This is a genomic window from Limnoglobus roseus, assembly GCF_008254045.1.
GTDB lineage: Bacteria > Planctomycetota > Planctomycetia > Gemmatales > Gemmataceae > Limnoglobus > Limnoglobus roseus.
This window is the reverse complement of record NZ_CP042425.1, coordinates 6,183,597-6,197,973: the sequence shown is the minus strand read 5'-3', so window position 1 is coordinate 6,197,973 and position 14,377 is coordinate 6,183,597. Positions and strand designations below refer to the sequence as shown.

The window sequence follows — 14,377 nt, the reverse complement described above, 5'->3', positions numbered from 1 at the left end:
TCAGGACAGAAGTGCCAAAATCCAAGGCTTTTTCCGTGTTTTCGAGTGAGACATATGCCGGGCGGAATGTCTTAGAATATGGCGTTTTCGCGATATTGGGCGAGTAAACTGCGATTCGCGATACGCTCGAAAATCTCCCTTTTCGACACTCACCCCCCTGCCCTTCCCCGCATCCAGACCACCACTCGCTCTGCGATCCAAAGTGGCGTCGGCCGGTCGATGTTCCCGGTCCGCATCGCGTCACCCAGGAACGCGGCGAGCGACCCGATGTCAGCATCAGTGGGCAACCCCGCGGCGACCGGGGCGGCAGTGGTCGCGTGCGAGGCCGCGCCCCGCGCGTACTTCGCCTTCGCCGCGAGCGAGGCCCGTTGCGCGTCCAGGTCCACAAGCCTCCCGCCGTTGATTACGGTCGCGGCCAAACCGGCGTCGTAGAGTTCGCACAAGCCCATCTCGGTTGGAGCGGCACCCACTGCCGGGATCACGCTCACTCGCCCGCCCGCGGCGAAGTGGTCTTGCACGTCGAAGGGTAAACTCGCCAAGCGTTTCAGTAATCCCGGCTGTCCGGCGTAGGCCACGGCCGCCCGGGGCGACAAGGTGCCGGCGCTAATTCTCGGGAGTACGTCTCTCCAAAGGGTCGAGTCGAGTCGGAGGGTGATGCCGCGGCGCAAGGCCTCGCCGTACAGGCTTGCCCCCCGGAGGAGCACGCTCACGGTCCAGCCCGCGAGCTGTCCGAACTCGTCAATCAAGCCCTGGTCGCTCAACGACTCCACGGGCCGCCAGTTCCGCGATGCCCCGGGCCAGTTCGAGTTCAAACTGACGGCGAGCGTTTCTCCGCTTCGACGCAAGCATCCGGCGGAGGTGTCGGTTGTGGAAGGCGGGGTCGGTGCGTAATCGCTCGGTAACTCGGGCACGCTTGTCCCTCTCTTGGCGGTAGAACTTGTCGGGGTCGGTAAGTCGTCGGTTGATCCTGCACGCCGCCTGTAGGACGCGATTCCGGGCAACGCGGCAACCAGGGCAGAACCGCGGGCGGTCACTTTGCCGCTTCCGCGGGAAAAGGCCGTCGCACGTCTGGCAGCGGTACGGCTCACCGGGGAGGACGATCGGCCGGCCGGCCGCGGCCAGACGGCGTCGGGCGGCCTCACGGGCGCGGTGTGATTGGGCCTGCCGGGCGCACTCGTCCGTGCAGTACTTCCGGCGTGTCGGGTTCTCGCACGCCACGCCGCACCACCCGCACGGGAATGCCGGGCGGGGATTTGCCCCCCTCTGTTCTCGCACCAGACCGCTCGCCCGGTTGACCCTCCGCTCGTTTTCCTTGGCGCACGCATCCGAGCAAGTCAGGCGGTACCAAGCGTTGAACATGCCGCTCCGGCGTTGGGCGGGCTTCCCGCAGACGACGCACGGCGGCGCGTGGACGGGCGTAGACTCGGCCCGCTTCCGATCCCGCCAGAGGCGTCTGAGTACGGCGTGGGCCTTCCGCCCGCAGTCCGAGCATTGTTTGCGGTTCTGGCTGACCGGTTGCTCGACCGGCACGCCGCAGTGCCGACACGGTTTCGTTGTCCCCATGGTCCGAGACTACACGGCCCACGGGGACGATATCGACGCTGTGACTACCAGTTGTTCGACGCCTCATGGCGTCTCCTCACCGTCGGTGACGTCGATGACGGCGACGACGAAACCGGCGAGTAGGTACGGGCTTTCGGTCCCCGACTCAGGAATGCCAGCGGCCACAAGAATGCGTTCGGTGTCGTCGAGCGTCAGATCCGTTCTGCCCGTCATCGCAACGGCGATGAACCAGAGTCTGGGGTCGCCTTCACTTGGCCACGCCAACTTCTCAATCCAGTTCATCGGCGTCTTGATGGCGGGTTCATCTTCCTTGAGAAGTTGGTAGTATTTGGCCAACCGTCGGGTCATCGCCTCGTGTGCCGGATCGGTCACGAATTTCTGCCCAATGGCGTATCCAGCCTCGAAGTGCGGACGATATAGTTCGTCGACTTCGAACCTGAACGCGCTAAGTAAGTGTTCCAGCGTCTTCCGCAATTCAGGGGTTGGGACACCCGATAGGTTGTCGCTCGGAGGGGCTTGATCGCTCACGTTTGATCTCCTTGCGATGAGAGAGTCGTGTCATTGTTCGTCCGTTCGCTGCCTGCTATACAGAAGGTCCCAACACGCTCTTTCAGCACTCGGACCCTAATTTCTAAATCAATCTGTCAAGCTCCGTAGCGGCGTCTTTGTCAATGTCGGTAGCGGGTGCGAGGGCGTGTTCGGGGATGAATCGCGTGCGGAGGTACTCTCGCCACTGCATCCGTAACCAAGCCGTGTTCACGACCACCCCGCCGTGCGCGTTCGCGACCTTACGCGCCTCATCCAAATCCCGGGTCCAGACCAATAGTTCGCCACGAGTCCAGTCGTTTTGAGAGCTACCGATCGCCGTGATGAGCTTGGGGACGCCGGTCCCAACGGGCGGGATCAGGACGGACCACCTCGGCCGCTTCTTCGACTTGGTGGTCGCTCTAGCCTCCGGCACGGCGGCGTTACCATTTGGCTCGCGTTGAGCATCGGCCTGAGCGATGTGCTCGACGATGTTGGTCGCCGCCGCGGCGATGACGTTCATTTGCCGGGCGGTCAGGTACGGACGCCCTTGCCGCTCAAGGTCGGCACAGATGGCGGCGACGATCTGGATTTGCGAGAGCATTAGCCTTTCTCCTCGGTGGTTGGGTGTGGTCGGAGTTTGGCAGCCATCTCGAAGATGGGGCGGGCGAGCGAGTCCGCCTTGGCCTCATCCAGCTCAACAAACGATTGCTTCGCCCTCGCGATGCCATCCTCCGTGTCGCCGTAGCCGAGGTTGATCGAGCAAACGCCCAACCCCGGCGGTTCGACGGAAACGCGAATCACCGACGCCGCAGTTTCCGGGTCGGAATCCAGGACGCACAGAATTTGCCGCTCTGGCGGCCCGAACAGTTTCGCGAACATCGTTAGCGTCTCCCGTTAGTGGTTCAGGAACTCAACCCCCGCCTCTTCAGTTCGTACATCGCATCACCTTCGGCGTGGACTAATCGGCGATGCACCACACCGCCAGAGCGGCCCATTCGGCGAGCGATCCCGTTGCCCGATTCGCCGTCCACGTGCCGGGCGTGGAGCAGTTCCGCCGTCGCATCGTCTAAGGCGGCCACCGCCTCGCGGACCAGGGCGACGACCTCCGCCCGCTCGACCGCCTCGGCCGGGAGTCCGTCGTCCGCGTACAGGCCGTCCGTGACTTTCTCCGTCAGCGACTTGTAGCGTGCGGCCCGACGCTTGGCCCGCTCCCCCGATCGGGCGACGACGGACCGCACCTGCCACTTGGTCCAGGTCGAGGCTTGGCCCCTCGCCTTGTCCCAATGCGACCACGTGTGGAGGATGCGGAGGCACACGTCCTGGACCACGTCCTCGGCCCGTTCGGGGTCGCGCACCCGCTGGCGGACGAGCATCTTCACGAGATTGTGGACCGACAGCAGGAGGCGGTCCCGGTCGGCGGTGTCGCAACTGCAAGATTCTTGCAGTTGGAGGGTCGGGCATTTCATCGGTGTGTGTGCGTCCATGCGGTAAATGTTCCCGGTCCTCGGCCAATGCGTTCCGGTCTGGCGTTACAAGTGGTGTTCGTTCGAGTCGTCGGCCGGTACCTTGCGGCGGTCGAGTTCCGCGCAAACGGCGAGAAAGAGGGAGAGCGATTCGTCTTGGGTCAACCCGACGCCGTAGAAGAGCTTTTGGTGATAGCCCGTCACGTCCGCTTCGAGTCGCGGGGGGTTGTCGCCGTACTTGAGCCGAATGCAGGCGGCGATGATTCCAGCCTTGTCGGCTGTCGTCATGTCGCCGTCAAGGAGCCTGTACGCCCTTTGTTGGGCGAGGGCGTGGGAGTCGAACTGTTGTCGCCGACACTCCTGCGAGCAGTGGGGCGAGCGGGTCGGGTTTGGCTCGGCGGACTTGAGACTCTTAGCGCACCACCGGCACTGGTACCCCCACACACGCGGATGGTCCGGCGACAAGTCGGCGATGGCGAGGCGGATCGCGGCGATGACTTCGCCGCGCGGTCGGCCCCCCTCATCGAGGATGTACCGCTCGGCTTGTTCGGCGGCGGCGATAAGTGCTTGAACTGTGGTCGTTGCCACGATGAACCTCGGGTGAGAAACGTTGGGATTGAACCAAATCTTTTCGACCAGAATCTACCCACCGCCACGCTGACGCCGGCAGAGATAGCCGGTTCGGGAAGAAGAAGGAACCGGCCCCCGGTTGTCACGTCCTCTTAAAGCGTGACCGTGCCTACGATGGCACCCCGGGGGCCGGTTGGCTCGTCAGGAATGTTCACGCTCACCCCTTGCACTCGGTGCCGTCCCACCACCTCTGGGAGCCGAAGTCGGCCATCAGGACGAGGCGGAAGGCCCGGAGTTGGAACGCGGTGCCGCAGAGGGCGTCGATGGCTTCGCGGGCGAAAAGGGACGCCTCCCGGTCGCCCTGGTGGTCCATGATTTGTTGCAGGAGCGGCACCGCGTTGCCACGCCGGGCGAAGTCGATCATGTCCTCGCGGAGTTGATCGGCCCGCTTCAGAATGTCGATGAACTCGGCGGCCCCTTCGGGCAGCGAGTCCTCAAGTTTGCCACACCGCGTGCGGGTTTCGAACCGTGGCTGAACCATTGGAAAACTCCTGTTAGTGGTTGAGAGAAGGAAGTCGGTTACAGGTTGCAGGTCGCACGGGGGACTCGTTGGCCGGCCGGGCGATGGGCCGAGTACGACAGGTGTTCCGCGACGTCGTCCGACAGCCGGCCCTCGGTCAGGCGGATGGCCTTGGCGGTCGAGACACCGCCCATGCCGATCCGGTCGGCGAGCATCCGTCTGATCGGGCTAATGACGGCGGGGAGTTCGGTGACGCTGGCCCAGACCGTTTGCCGGAAGCCGGGCTGGCGGTCGTCGTGGGCGGCGAGGAGAACGCACAGCGGGCACCCGCAGAGGCGGGGGTGGGCGGCGAGCATGTCCATCGCGATTTCCGTTGCCAAGTCGAGGACGCGGGCCAATTGCTGGTACTGGCGGAGTTCGACAGTCCCTTCGGCCCACTCGGTGGCGGCGGCGACGAACGCCCCGACTTCGAGTGGGCAGTCGGTGAACCCGTCAACCTCCCCGGCCGCGGCTTCCCGCAGGACCCGTGACACTTGGTCGCGAGAGCTAATGGGGCCGGGCCGACGGACGTAAAAATCGTGGCCGTGTTCCGGGCCGCCGCGGCCGATGACGAATCGTGGCCAGTGCGGGGCACGCGCGACGGCCGAGGGGAGGTAGGTCGGGCCGTCAACATCGGCCCTCACGCTCATGTTCATTGAACTCTGGCACATGGGAAGCATTCCTTTTCGGTGGTGAAGGTGGAAGGCGATCAGTCAACTCATGGGGTGGGGGCGATCACGACCCGGCGGGGACGACCTGGGACGGGAGGACGTACATCAACCGCGGGCGGGCGGCGGCTTCGACCTTGGCCCGGCGGAACCGCTTGCCGAGGTCGGTGCGGTCCCGGGGGAAGTTCAGGCCGAGGGCGGCGCTCAACTCCTTGACGGAGTCGGGGAGTTCGTCGATCCCGTCCCAGATGAACTTGCGGACGCCCGGCCGAACTTCGTCCATCGCCATCAGGTACAGACACCCGGGGCACTCGCACATTCGGGGGTGTTCGAGGCGGAGGCGGGTGGCAATCTGGTACACCTCGGACAACAGGCTCGCGAGCCGGCCGAAGTCAGCCCCGCGGCGGTCGGTCTTCATCCACCGGGCCATGGCGAAGAGGAACGCACCACGGGATTCGTGGTCGTCGTCCGGCTCGCCGTCGAACTCGTTGAACCGGTCGTCGTGGTACTCTTGGGCGTCCTCGGCCGACACAAACTGGCCGTGCTTCTCATCGACGGTGCCCGATTTCGACTGGACGAAGTACCCGCCCGGCCGGTGGGAGACGTACCAGACGTGGAACGATTCGGTGTCCAACCCCTCGACACATTTCGGCTTTCGGACTCGGCACATGGTAAGCACTCCGTTGGAAGGTATCGACTGCCCGCCGCTCAGGGCGTGCAGACTCCCCAACCGCCCGGCGAAAGGCGGTATCCGTTAGCAGCGGTGGACTACGCTGTCCTGGGGTAGTGGTGGATCAACCCCCGGCGGCTCTGCCGGACCGCACGGGGGGAGAGGCGTCCTTGCCTCGGTGGTTCGTCGGACTGTCCATCACGGGCACGTCTGCCCGGCCGAGGGTGTTCGGCCCGGCCCGAACATCAAGCGGGCGAGGATGAGGGTGGCGAGCCACCGGCAGGCCCCTGCCTCACGCCGGGTGAAGGCGGCGTCGTTCGCGTTCTGACCGGCGGCGACCAGTTCGTGGTGCTCGGCCAGCCCGAGTACGGCACCCATGACGCGGGCCGAGCAGACCACGCAGTCGCACGCCGTCCGGGGCAAGTCGGCCCGGTGGCCGCACGCGGGGCAATGCGGCGATTCGGCCAGTTCATGACACCACGAGCAGGACGTGCGGGTCGCCATAGAAGAACCTCCGTGCAAGGGGGAAAGGGTCAGGCCGCGTCGCCGAACATCGCCGCCTCATAGACGTCGCGGGGCATGGCGAGGTACTGCCACCCCTCGGTGATGTCCCACCAGCGGAGGTCGGGCGTGCCGTCGCACAACGGAAAGCCTTGCCCGTCGGCTTGTACGCACCGCGTCTGGAGGCCCACGCCGCGAGGGTGCTTGCGAACCTGAATGCGGGTGCCGTCCGGCCGTTGGTAACTGGCGATGACGGCTGGGGGGCAAGCGGACACGGGCAGACTCCTCGTCTCACTCGTTCAATTCGATATCATCAGAGTGTATGATATCAATGATATCTGAGTCAAGAAGATTTTTTGATTGCCGTCGATATCAAAGACCGAACAATGTATCATTGTTGCGTTTAGTATCGTCGTCTTTAGCGAGAGGTGAGGGTATGCTTACCGTCATGGCAAAGCGAAAAAAGGCGTCGAACACCCAGGAAGAAGAGAAGAAGGGGCCGGCACCCTTGTTCTTGCGACTCACCGAAGAAGAGGACGCTGCCTTGATGGCCTATGTCCACTCACATCGCGTTCCGCCCGAGCGCACCGCAGTGGCGAAAGTAGCCCTCCGCGAGTTCTTGGAGAAAGTCGGCTACTGGCCGCCGGCGCAGTCATAAGTCTGAAAACGATGCCACGGAAGGTCCTTGACCTCAACCACTCACTCACCGAAGATGGACGCCATCGATTCGGGGAGTGAGTGGTGATGAGACATTGCGCGTTTCTCGTTATGGCGGTTCTCACCGGATGTTCGGGCAATAGTACCCCGATCGCCAGCCCACCGATCGAGAAGACGGTTTCTATCGACACCTTTTTGGACGAGTTCAACAAGCGGTCTGAGAGTGAGAAGACGGCACTCGCAAAGGCGAGACGTGACATTTCGGAGATGAGTAAAGTCGATCAACCTCATGAACTGAAATTGCTTGCGAGGGCCCAGTCGGCGGATTTGACGAACCTGAAAGCAACCTACAAGGAACTGTCCCAGGTCAAAGGATTTGGGCAGAACTCCCCCGCATGTCGATACTTTGCCATGCGAGTCCTTGAGTATACCCGCAAAATGCCTGAATTCCGAGAACTGGTGCGGTGGGGATGGGAAAACGTACTCAGCAAGAAGGATCAAAAGTTCGACGTGATAGGCGACTGGATCAACCATCTTATGGGTGACGTTGAACACCGTGCCGCGCTGCCCGAACTCGTCGATTCCCTCAAGTCGGGAAAGAAGCCGAGTGATGACGCCCTGAATCTCTACTCCGCCGTGTTCGCGACGGAGCGACTTCCCCACGGGTGGTAACGCTCACCGCGTACCGCGGGTGTTGGACTGTTCGACCGCCCGCTTAGACTCCCTCAAACCGGCAATAGTCCCCTGGTTTGAATAACGCATCATCGTCTTAGCGAACTCTTCGCCAGCAAGTTTAATCGCGGCGTCGTCGGCCGCCCCCCGCTTCACGGCTTCATTCGCGTTCGCGATAATCTTCCGCAGTTCGTCGATCTCCCCCCGAACGTCGTTCAGGCCGTACTGGTGCTCGCCGAACCCGCCGAAGAAGTCCTTGTTCTGGTCGTACCGGGTCGCGCCACGCTTCTCCTCCAGCTTCTCGACGTACTGGGGGATGAGCGGGCGGGCCAACTCCAGCGTCGGCCGGGGGACGTTGTCGATGCCGTGGGCCTCGACCAGCCGGGCCGCCTGTTGGGCCATCTGGAACTCGGTCGCCGTCATCGACCCCAGCCGCCGGGCCGTCCCCGCCGCCTGCGACTCCCGGCCCTCCAGGACGCCGAGTTGGGACTGCATGACGCCGAGCCGGGACTGGCCGACCTGCGCGCCGGCGGCGACCGCCCGGGCCTTCGTGTCCTCGATCTTCCCCTCCAGGTCGCGGAGTTCCTTCAGGGCGTCCTGCACGGCCGTCAGCCGGTACCCCTCCTTGTTCTGCGCGACGTACTTGTCCACGCCGCCGGTCGCCTGGGCCTCGTTGTAGTACCGCCCGGCCTCCGTCTGCAACTGGCCGAGCCGCACCTGGAGGTCCCGCTTCATCCCCTCCTGGGACGCCTGCAACCGCTCCAGGGCCGCCCTCTCCTTCTCGGCGTCGAGCACGCCCTGCCGCGCGCCGATGGTGGCGGTGTCCTCCCGGAACGCCCGCTCGCCGCCCACCGTGCCGCGGTCGAACACCCCCGGCGTTGCCACCCGCCTGTCGGCGTTCAGCGTCGCGCTCCGGGCCTCGTACTCCATCCGCTGCAACCGGATCTGGTTCTGCTCCTGGCGGGACCGCTCCTCGCCCTCCCGGCGGACCTTCTCGAACTGGGCGTCGTACTCGGCCCGGCCGAACTGTTGCGTCCGCCCGCGGAACGTGTCGGCGATGCCGAGGGCCTGGCGGCTGAGCCACATGCCGTTCGCCGCCGCCCGCGCCTGCTCGCCCTCCGACCCGCCCTGGTACTTCACGAGTTGCTCGGAGTGGAACGCCCCCGCCCCCTCGGCCGCCTGCTGGGCGATGGCCAGGGGGATGATGGCCCGGCCGGCGAACCGGGCGAGGCCGGCGTTCGCCGCGTCCAGGCCCTTCCCGACCCCGGCCAGGCCGTTCACGGCCGTCTGGCCCCACCGGCGGGCCGCGTAGTTCCGCTCGCTGAACGTCCGCACGTCGTCCGGCAGCTGCGACGAGTCCGGGGCGTGGTACGGGCTGAGCCGGTTCGCCTCCGCGTACCGCTGGTCGCGGGCGTGCCGGCCGAGGAGGGCCATGTCCATCGCCGACGCCGGCCGCGAGAGGCGGCTCACGTCCATGTACCCGGACTGCGTCGGCGTGCCGCCCCCGCTCCGGATCATGGCCTCCAGCGGGTTCATGGGCGGGCGGGACGGGTCGCCCCCGGTCGCGCCGTTGGCCGCGGCCCGGAGGGTGGTCGCGAGGTTGGCGACCTCCCGGGCGGCCGACTTCGCGCCGTCGCCCACCCGGCCGAACGCGGCGGCGGCCTGCGCCCCGCCCTCGACCGCGAAAATCAGACTGACCTTCTTCGTCGCCTCGCTCATGGTGGCCCCTTTACCGCCTGCCGTTAATCAGCCGCGCGACGTAGGTGCCGGCGGCGGCGATCCCGTTCAGCAGCCCGTCCGCCGCCCGGGACACCCGGTTGAACGCCGCCCGCTCGGGGTCCGCGTCTAAATTTTCGGCCCGCCGCCTCTGCGGGTAGGTCAGCGGGTTCGCCCCGTGCGACGAGTTGCGGCTGGCCGTGGTCACCACCTCGCCGGGCAGGCTCCACGACACGTGCTGGATGGCCCCGTCGAGGGGGATGAGTTCCTGCCCCCGGTACCGGGCCGTCTGGGCGTCGATCAGTTCGTGTTCGAGCAGGTGGCCGAGCAGGTAGTAGTCGGCCACCTTCGCGCTGACGTCGTCGGGGGCGGTGCGGACGCCTCCCAGCGTGTGCCGGTCCGCCTTCGCGTCGTACGTGTAGTCGCCGATGCAGGCGTACACGACGTCGGCCTCGTGCGGGTACCACTCGACCCCCTTCACGGGGACGTCGCTGGTGCCGATGTTCTCGCGGCGGCGGGGCAGCTTCACGTTCTTGATGGGCGTGTTCTTGATGCCGTACTTCGAGAAATCGACTTCCATGTTCCGGTCCCGGTTGTCGCTCCCCGGCTCGGGCTTGCCGAACTGGACCCACCGCAGGTACCGGAGCGGCCCGTACGTGTCGTTCTCCAGGACGTTGACGGCCGTCTCCAGCACGAGGTTCGCCGCGACGTACACCCAGTCCTGGTCCTTCTCGCCGCCGACTTTTTTCTCGTAGTAGACGGGCGTGTCGAAGACGATCATCTGGCCGACCGGGTCCACGACGAACGGCACCCGGACCCGCCGGTCGCCGGGGCAGTTCCCCCGCAACCCGGCGGGGTGGAAGATGCCCCGCTCGATGCCGTTGCAGATCGCCCCGTACACGGTCGGCTGCTGGCCGCGGCTGTACCCGAAGTAGGTGTCGGCCTGGGGGGCCGGGAGGCCGGCGACGCCGGGACTGCCCGCCGCCGCGAGGACGTCCGGGTTCGGCTTCTCGGGCACGACCTGTTCGACCTTCTCGGTGAGCAGTACGATTTGGTCCCGGTTCTTCACCGGCCCGTAGTACGGGACGAAGATCGGCTTCGACGCGGCCGGCTGCGGGGGTTGGGCGGGGATCGGCGCGGCCGACGCGCCCCCCGCCGCCTCGCCACTGGTGATGACCACGGTCGGGGCCGGGCCGTCGTTCACCCCCGTGATCCGCAGGCCGCCGGTCGTCGGGTCCACCGCCGCCGTCACCTGGGCCGCGAGGCCCGTGTAGGCGGTGATCTGGGCCGCGAGGTCGGCGATCGCCCCGGCCGCCGACTCCTGCCCCACCGTTTGGAACATGACGCCGTTCACGACGACGACGTACGAGAGCGCGTCGTCGTAGAGGTCCGGGTCGATGGTCAGGGTGGACCCGGGCCTGTCCGGCGTCTTCTCACGCGCCCCGCTACTGACGTCCTCGTCGGCCACGCGGTAGCACCGGAACACGGACTGCGCGGCGAGGGTCTGGGCCTGGAGGTAGTCGAGGCGGTCGGTCGGCTCGACGTCGCAGAACACGGGGACGGGCGTGCCGTCCCACGCGCTCTTGATCGGCCGGTCGATCTGCTCGACCGTGAAGCCGGTCCCGGCGTCGCCCACGATCGGGTACGAGTTGAAGACGAGGTCGATCGCCTGCCCGTTGACCGTGCCGGCGATGTCCACCGCCCCGCCCCCGCCGGTGGCCGTCACCGTGCCCTGGAGGGCCGGGTTGTTGGCGATCTGATCGACCAGCCACGCCGCCGCCGCCGCCGCGTTGAACGGGTCGGCCGGGTCGAGCGTGCCGAGTTCCTGGCCGTTGACTTTGGCGTAGACCGCGTCAAAGTCGCCCGTGAACGTCACCCGGTACCGGCCCGGCTGCGGCTTCCGCTTCGGCCGGTAGCTCAGCTCGTCGATCGGCACGTACCGGCCGTCCCACTCCAGGCCCACGGGGACGAGCTTGAGCCGCATCTGGAACATGGCGAGGCCGCCGTACACGCCGACCCCCGGGGGCGTCGTCGTCGCGTCCAGGCCGTCGGCCACGGAAATGAACCGGGGCGACGCGGGGAGGGCCGCCCCGTCCCCGGGCCGCTTGATGACGACGATGTCCCGGACCGGGCACCGCATGAACCGCCGGCCGGCCCGGTCGCACAGGTCCAGGAGGCAGTCGAGGGGGACGCGGTGGTCCCAGACGATTTCCGGGTTCGTGCTCGTCGGCGGGGTCGTCTGGCCCGGGGCCGGGTTGTCCGGCACGTTCGCCACCTGGGACATCGTCACGCCGTCGGGAAAATCAATATCCCACTTCTTCTCGCCCATCTCCTTCAGGCACAGTTCCGCCATCTGCGTGAACGTCTTCACCGTCCGCGGCTTCAGGTTCCCCCGGGTGTCGCGCTGGTTGTAGTGGCCGGACATCTTGCCCGTCTGCCACCGCCAGCCCCGGTCCAGGAAGTACAGCGTCCACAGCCACCCGCCGGTGCCGTCGTTCGACACCTCGGTTTCGAGCCGCTGGTACTTGCAGTCCCGCACGGTGAGCGACCGCTGCCCGTCGGTGATGACGAAGTCGCCCCCGCTCGCCACCCCGACCGGGGGGAAGCGGCTCGTGGCGATGACCCGGCCCGGCGTCTTCCCGTGCTCGACCGCGTACGACACGCTCTCGAACCCGATCACGCCGGGGTAGGTGCTCAGGCCCTGTTGGATCTCGTCCGGCACGTTAATCCCTCGCGACGCGGCCGGCCAGCGATCGCACGGCCGCGGTCAGGTGGAGAAGGGGTCGGTCGTCCGCCTGCCGGGCCAGCGGCCGGATCAGGCGGGCGTGGTCGCGGACCCAGTCGTCGTCCGGGAACTGGTTCACGGCGGCGCACGCCAGGTAGTGCTCGACCGCCCGGCGGTGCCGGTCGTCCGGCTCGACGGCGTCGGCCGGGGTCACCCGCCCGCCCGTCCGTTGCCTCACGTCGAGGACGGACGCCGGCACCTTCGGGCACCGGCGGCACGGCGGGTCCGTCGCCCGCGGGAGCGGGTCGCCGTCGCGGGTCAGCTCGACCCGGCCCCGCCGCGGGGACTCCTCCTCGTCGTCGAACTGGAACCGCTGGCAGTCGGCACAGGTCCGGTCCCACTCCGGCCGCAGTAGCATCAGCACTGCGGCAACGCGGATTTTTTTTCGTCGTCGGCCCCGCTCCGGGCGTACCCGGTGACCACGAGTTCGAGGGCGTCGAAGAACGCGGGCGGGAGTGCGGCGACGTTCTCCGCCGTCGGCGGGCCGTCCTCGCAGTCCCAACTCACGACCCGCTCGGCGACCTTGGCCGCCGTCGCCCGGACGCGGGCCTTGCCGGCCGGCTCCCGGTTCACGTCGGCCGTCAGATCCGTCACCGCCTCCCGGGACAGCGGGCGGTACACGCCGGCCAGGGTGGGGCCGTCCGGCCCGTGGGCCTGGATCTTGAAGGGCAGGTTCATCCCGTCCCGGATCAGTTTCAACGACGTCACGGAATCTTCCTCAAGGGTTCATCGCAATCTCATCGCAATTTATCAGCGGATTGCGACGAGTCGTGTGCTACGGCTTCACCACGGGGACACTCGCCCCGAGTTTGGAGAGCGGCAGGCTGGTCTGGTCGTAGGTCGCGCCACTGCCGCTCGTGCGGGTGTTCGCCGGGTCGAGGAACTTGGCCCCGGCCCGGAAGCTGCTCGACGAGGCCAAACCCTTCGGCCGCGGGTCGCGAGAGAAGTCCACCGTGGTCCCGATCCCGGTCGCGGTCACGGTCAGCGTGCCGTCCGACCGGAAGTCGATCAGGCCGCCGAACTGCGTCGCCGTGCAGTTGCCGTCCGTCTGCCGGTGCGACGTGGCACTCAGGCCCATTTCGAGCGATGTCACCGTGGCGGACGATTCCGACTCGCCGCTCTGGTTGTGGACGAGGGGCACGGTCGCGCCGTCCCCGAACACCACCTTGGCGTCGGTCCCGCTGTCCCCTTCGTCGCCGATGAGGACGTCCAGGAACCCGCCCGTCGAGCCGACGTCGCCCGCGACCGTGACCAGGCCCTGACTCACCGCGAGCCGCGGGTGGCCGGTCGTCCCCTGCACGTTGACCGTCCCGCCGTACACGCTCAGGGTGACGTCGTCGCCGTCGAGGTCCAGGTTCACGAGGGCCGGTACGGTGTCGCTCTCGCCCCGGCCGACGTTCACCTCCGCCACGCCAGCGGCCAGTTGGAGGAACCGCTCGCGGTACTCGGGGTAGGTCGCGCCTTGCGCCGTGGAGAAGGTGTTCGACGCCCCGCGGACCGGCGGCAGGCCGATCGACCCGGTGAAGTTTTCCGTCTCGATCTTCGCCGGCACGACCGGGCCGTCCCGCAGCCACGTCAGGCCGTACAGGGCGTCCGGGGAGTTCTCGTCCAACACGATCCGGTCGCCGTCCACCGGGAGCGTCCCGCCGGTGTAGTTCTTCGGGTCGTTGAAGAAGTTCGGCCCCTTCGCGGGGGTGGAGTTCGTCAGCGTCGCCGCCAGGGCGGTGAACGCCCCGGTGAACACGCCGGGGACGCCCGCGACCTTGGCCGTGCCGGTGACGACGGCCCCGTTCGCGGCCCAACTGTACTCGTAGAACTCGCCGGCCGGGGACGCCGCGAGCAGGCCCTGCAACTTCGCCGCGGCCGAGGCCGTCGTCTCGCCGGAGCCGAGGGTCAGGGCGATCACCTTGCCGCTGCCGGCCGCGACGCCGTGGGCCTTCCCACTCCCCGCGTCGGTCACGGTGTACGTCCACACGTCCGCGACCGGGGTGGCGTTGCCGCGGAGGACTTTGTCGGAGGGCATGG

19 protein-coding genes are annotated in these 14,377 nt (G+C 67.0%); 2 read left to right on the top strand and 17 right to left on the bottom strand.

The window, feature by feature from the left end; translation table 11 throughout:
* Positions 1-149: 149 nt before the first annotated feature.
* The 12 genes from PX52LOC_RS26170 to PX52LOC_RS26115 form a co-directional block, all read right to left on the bottom strand.
* Complete coding sequence (locus tag PX52LOC_RS26170; protein ID WP_149112857.1) at positions 150-710, bottom strand: hypothetical protein; 561 nt, start codon at positions 708-710, stop codon at positions 150-152.
* 28 nt (positions 711-738) lie between these two features.
* The gene (locus PX52LOC_RS26165; protein ID WP_149112856.1) at positions 739-1,563 is read right to left on the bottom strand and encodes a hypothetical protein; all 825 of its coding nucleotides are present in this window, start codon (positions 1,561-1,563) and stop codon (positions 739-741) included.
* A 63-nt stretch (positions 1,564-1,626) separates the two neighbouring features.
* Positions 1,627-2,091: a hypothetical protein gene (locus tag PX52LOC_RS26160; protein ID WP_149112855.1), complete on the bottom strand. Its 465-nt coding sequence runs from the start codon at positions 2,089-2,091 to the stop codon at positions 1,627-1,629.
* A 103-nt stretch (positions 2,092-2,194) separates the two neighbouring features.
* Complete coding sequence (locus PX52LOC_RS26155) at positions 2,195-2,692, bottom strand: hypothetical protein (protein WP_149112854.1); 498 nt, start codon at positions 2,690-2,692, stop codon at positions 2,195-2,197.
* The gene (locus PX52LOC_RS26150; RefSeq protein WP_149112853.1) at positions 2,692-2,970 is read right to left on the bottom strand and encodes a hypothetical protein; all 279 of its coding nucleotides are present in this window, start codon (positions 2,968-2,970) and stop codon (positions 2,692-2,694) included. Before PX52LOC_RS26150 ends, PX52LOC_RS26155 begins: the two co-directional genes overlap by 1 nt.
* Before the next feature lie 23 nt (positions 2,971-2,993).
* A complete protein-coding gene (locus tag PX52LOC_RS26145) occupies positions 2,994-3,575 on the bottom strand; it encodes an RNA polymerase sigma factor (RefSeq protein ID WP_149112852.1) in 582 nt (193 codons plus the stop codon).
* Between the two features lie 45 nt (positions 3,576-3,620).
* Positions 3,621-4,142: a hypothetical protein gene (locus PX52LOC_RS26140; protein WP_149112851.1), complete on the bottom strand. Its 522-nt coding sequence runs from the start codon at positions 4,140-4,142 to the stop codon at positions 3,621-3,623.
* A 199-nt stretch (positions 4,143-4,341) separates the two neighbouring features.
* Complete coding sequence (locus PX52LOC_RS26135) at positions 4,342-4,665, bottom strand: hypothetical protein (protein WP_149112850.1); 324 nt, start codon at positions 4,663-4,665, stop codon at positions 4,342-4,344.
* 38 nt (positions 4,666-4,703) lie between these two features.
* Positions 4,704-5,354, bottom strand: a complete 651-nt coding sequence (locus tag PX52LOC_RS26130; protein ID WP_149112849.1) for a hypothetical protein — start codon at positions 5,352-5,354, stop codon at positions 4,704-4,706.
* Between the two features lie 64 nt (positions 5,355-5,418).
* Positions 5,419-6,021, bottom strand: a complete 603-nt coding sequence (locus tag PX52LOC_RS26125; protein ID WP_149112848.1) for a hypothetical protein — start codon at positions 6,019-6,021, stop codon at positions 5,419-5,421.
* Positions 6,022-6,219: 198 nt separating this feature from the next.
* Complete coding sequence (locus tag PX52LOC_RS26120) at positions 6,220-6,525, bottom strand: hypothetical protein (RefSeq protein ID WP_149112847.1); 306 nt, start codon at positions 6,523-6,525, stop codon at positions 6,220-6,222.
* Between the two features lie 29 nt (positions 6,526-6,554).
* A complete protein-coding gene (locus PX52LOC_RS26115) occupies positions 6,555-6,797 on the bottom strand; it encodes a hypothetical protein (RefSeq protein ID WP_149112846.1) in 243 nt (80 codons plus the stop codon).
* A 161-nt stretch (positions 6,798-6,958) separates the two neighbouring features.
* On the opposite strand from PX52LOC_RS26115, the gene PX52LOC_RS26110 reads away from it, so the two are divergent.
* Both PX52LOC_RS26110 and PX52LOC_RS26105 read left to right on the top strand, forming a co-directional pair.
* Entirely contained in the window at positions 6,959-7,180 is a 222-nt protein-coding gene (locus PX52LOC_RS26110) for a hypothetical protein (RefSeq protein WP_149112845.1), read from the top strand.
* A gap of 110 nt (positions 7,181-7,290) precedes the next feature.
* Entirely contained in the window at positions 7,291-7,851 is a 561-nt protein-coding gene (locus tag PX52LOC_RS26105; protein ID WP_149112844.1) for a hypothetical protein, read from the top strand.
* 3 nt (positions 7,852-7,854) lie between these two features.
* On the opposite strand, the gene PX52LOC_RS26100 is transcribed toward PX52LOC_RS26105, so the two are convergent.
* The 5 genes from PX52LOC_RS26100 to PX52LOC_RS26080 form a co-directional block, all read right to left on the bottom strand.
* Entirely contained in the window at positions 7,855-9,570 is a 1,716-nt protein-coding gene (locus tag PX52LOC_RS26100) for a hypothetical protein (protein WP_149112843.1), read from the bottom strand.
* A 10-nt stretch (positions 9,571-9,580) separates the two neighbouring features.
* On the bottom strand, positions 9,581-12,289 hold the full coding sequence (locus PX52LOC_RS26095) for a hypothetical protein (protein ID WP_149112842.1): 2,709 nt from the start codon (positions 12,287-12,289) through the stop codon (positions 9,581-9,583).
* Between the two features lies 1 nt (position 12,290).
* Positions 12,291-12,716, bottom strand: coding sequence for a hypothetical protein (locus PX52LOC_RS26090; RefSeq protein WP_149112841.1), 426 nt, complete (start codon positions 12,714-12,716; stop codon positions 12,291-12,293).
* On the bottom strand, positions 12,710-13,060 hold the full coding sequence (locus PX52LOC_RS26085) for a hypothetical protein (protein WP_149112840.1): 351 nt from the start codon (positions 13,058-13,060) through the stop codon (positions 12,710-12,712). The genes PX52LOC_RS26090 and PX52LOC_RS26085 overlap by 7 nt, the downstream gene beginning before the upstream one ends.
* Before the next feature lie 67 nt (positions 13,061-13,127).
* Positions 13,128-14,375 (bottom strand): hypothetical protein, encoded by a 1,248-nt coding sequence (locus tag PX52LOC_RS26080; RefSeq protein ID WP_149112839.1) that lies wholly within the window; start codon positions 14,373-14,375, stop codon positions 13,128-13,130.
* Between the last annotated feature and the right edge of the window lie 2 nt (positions 14,376-14,377).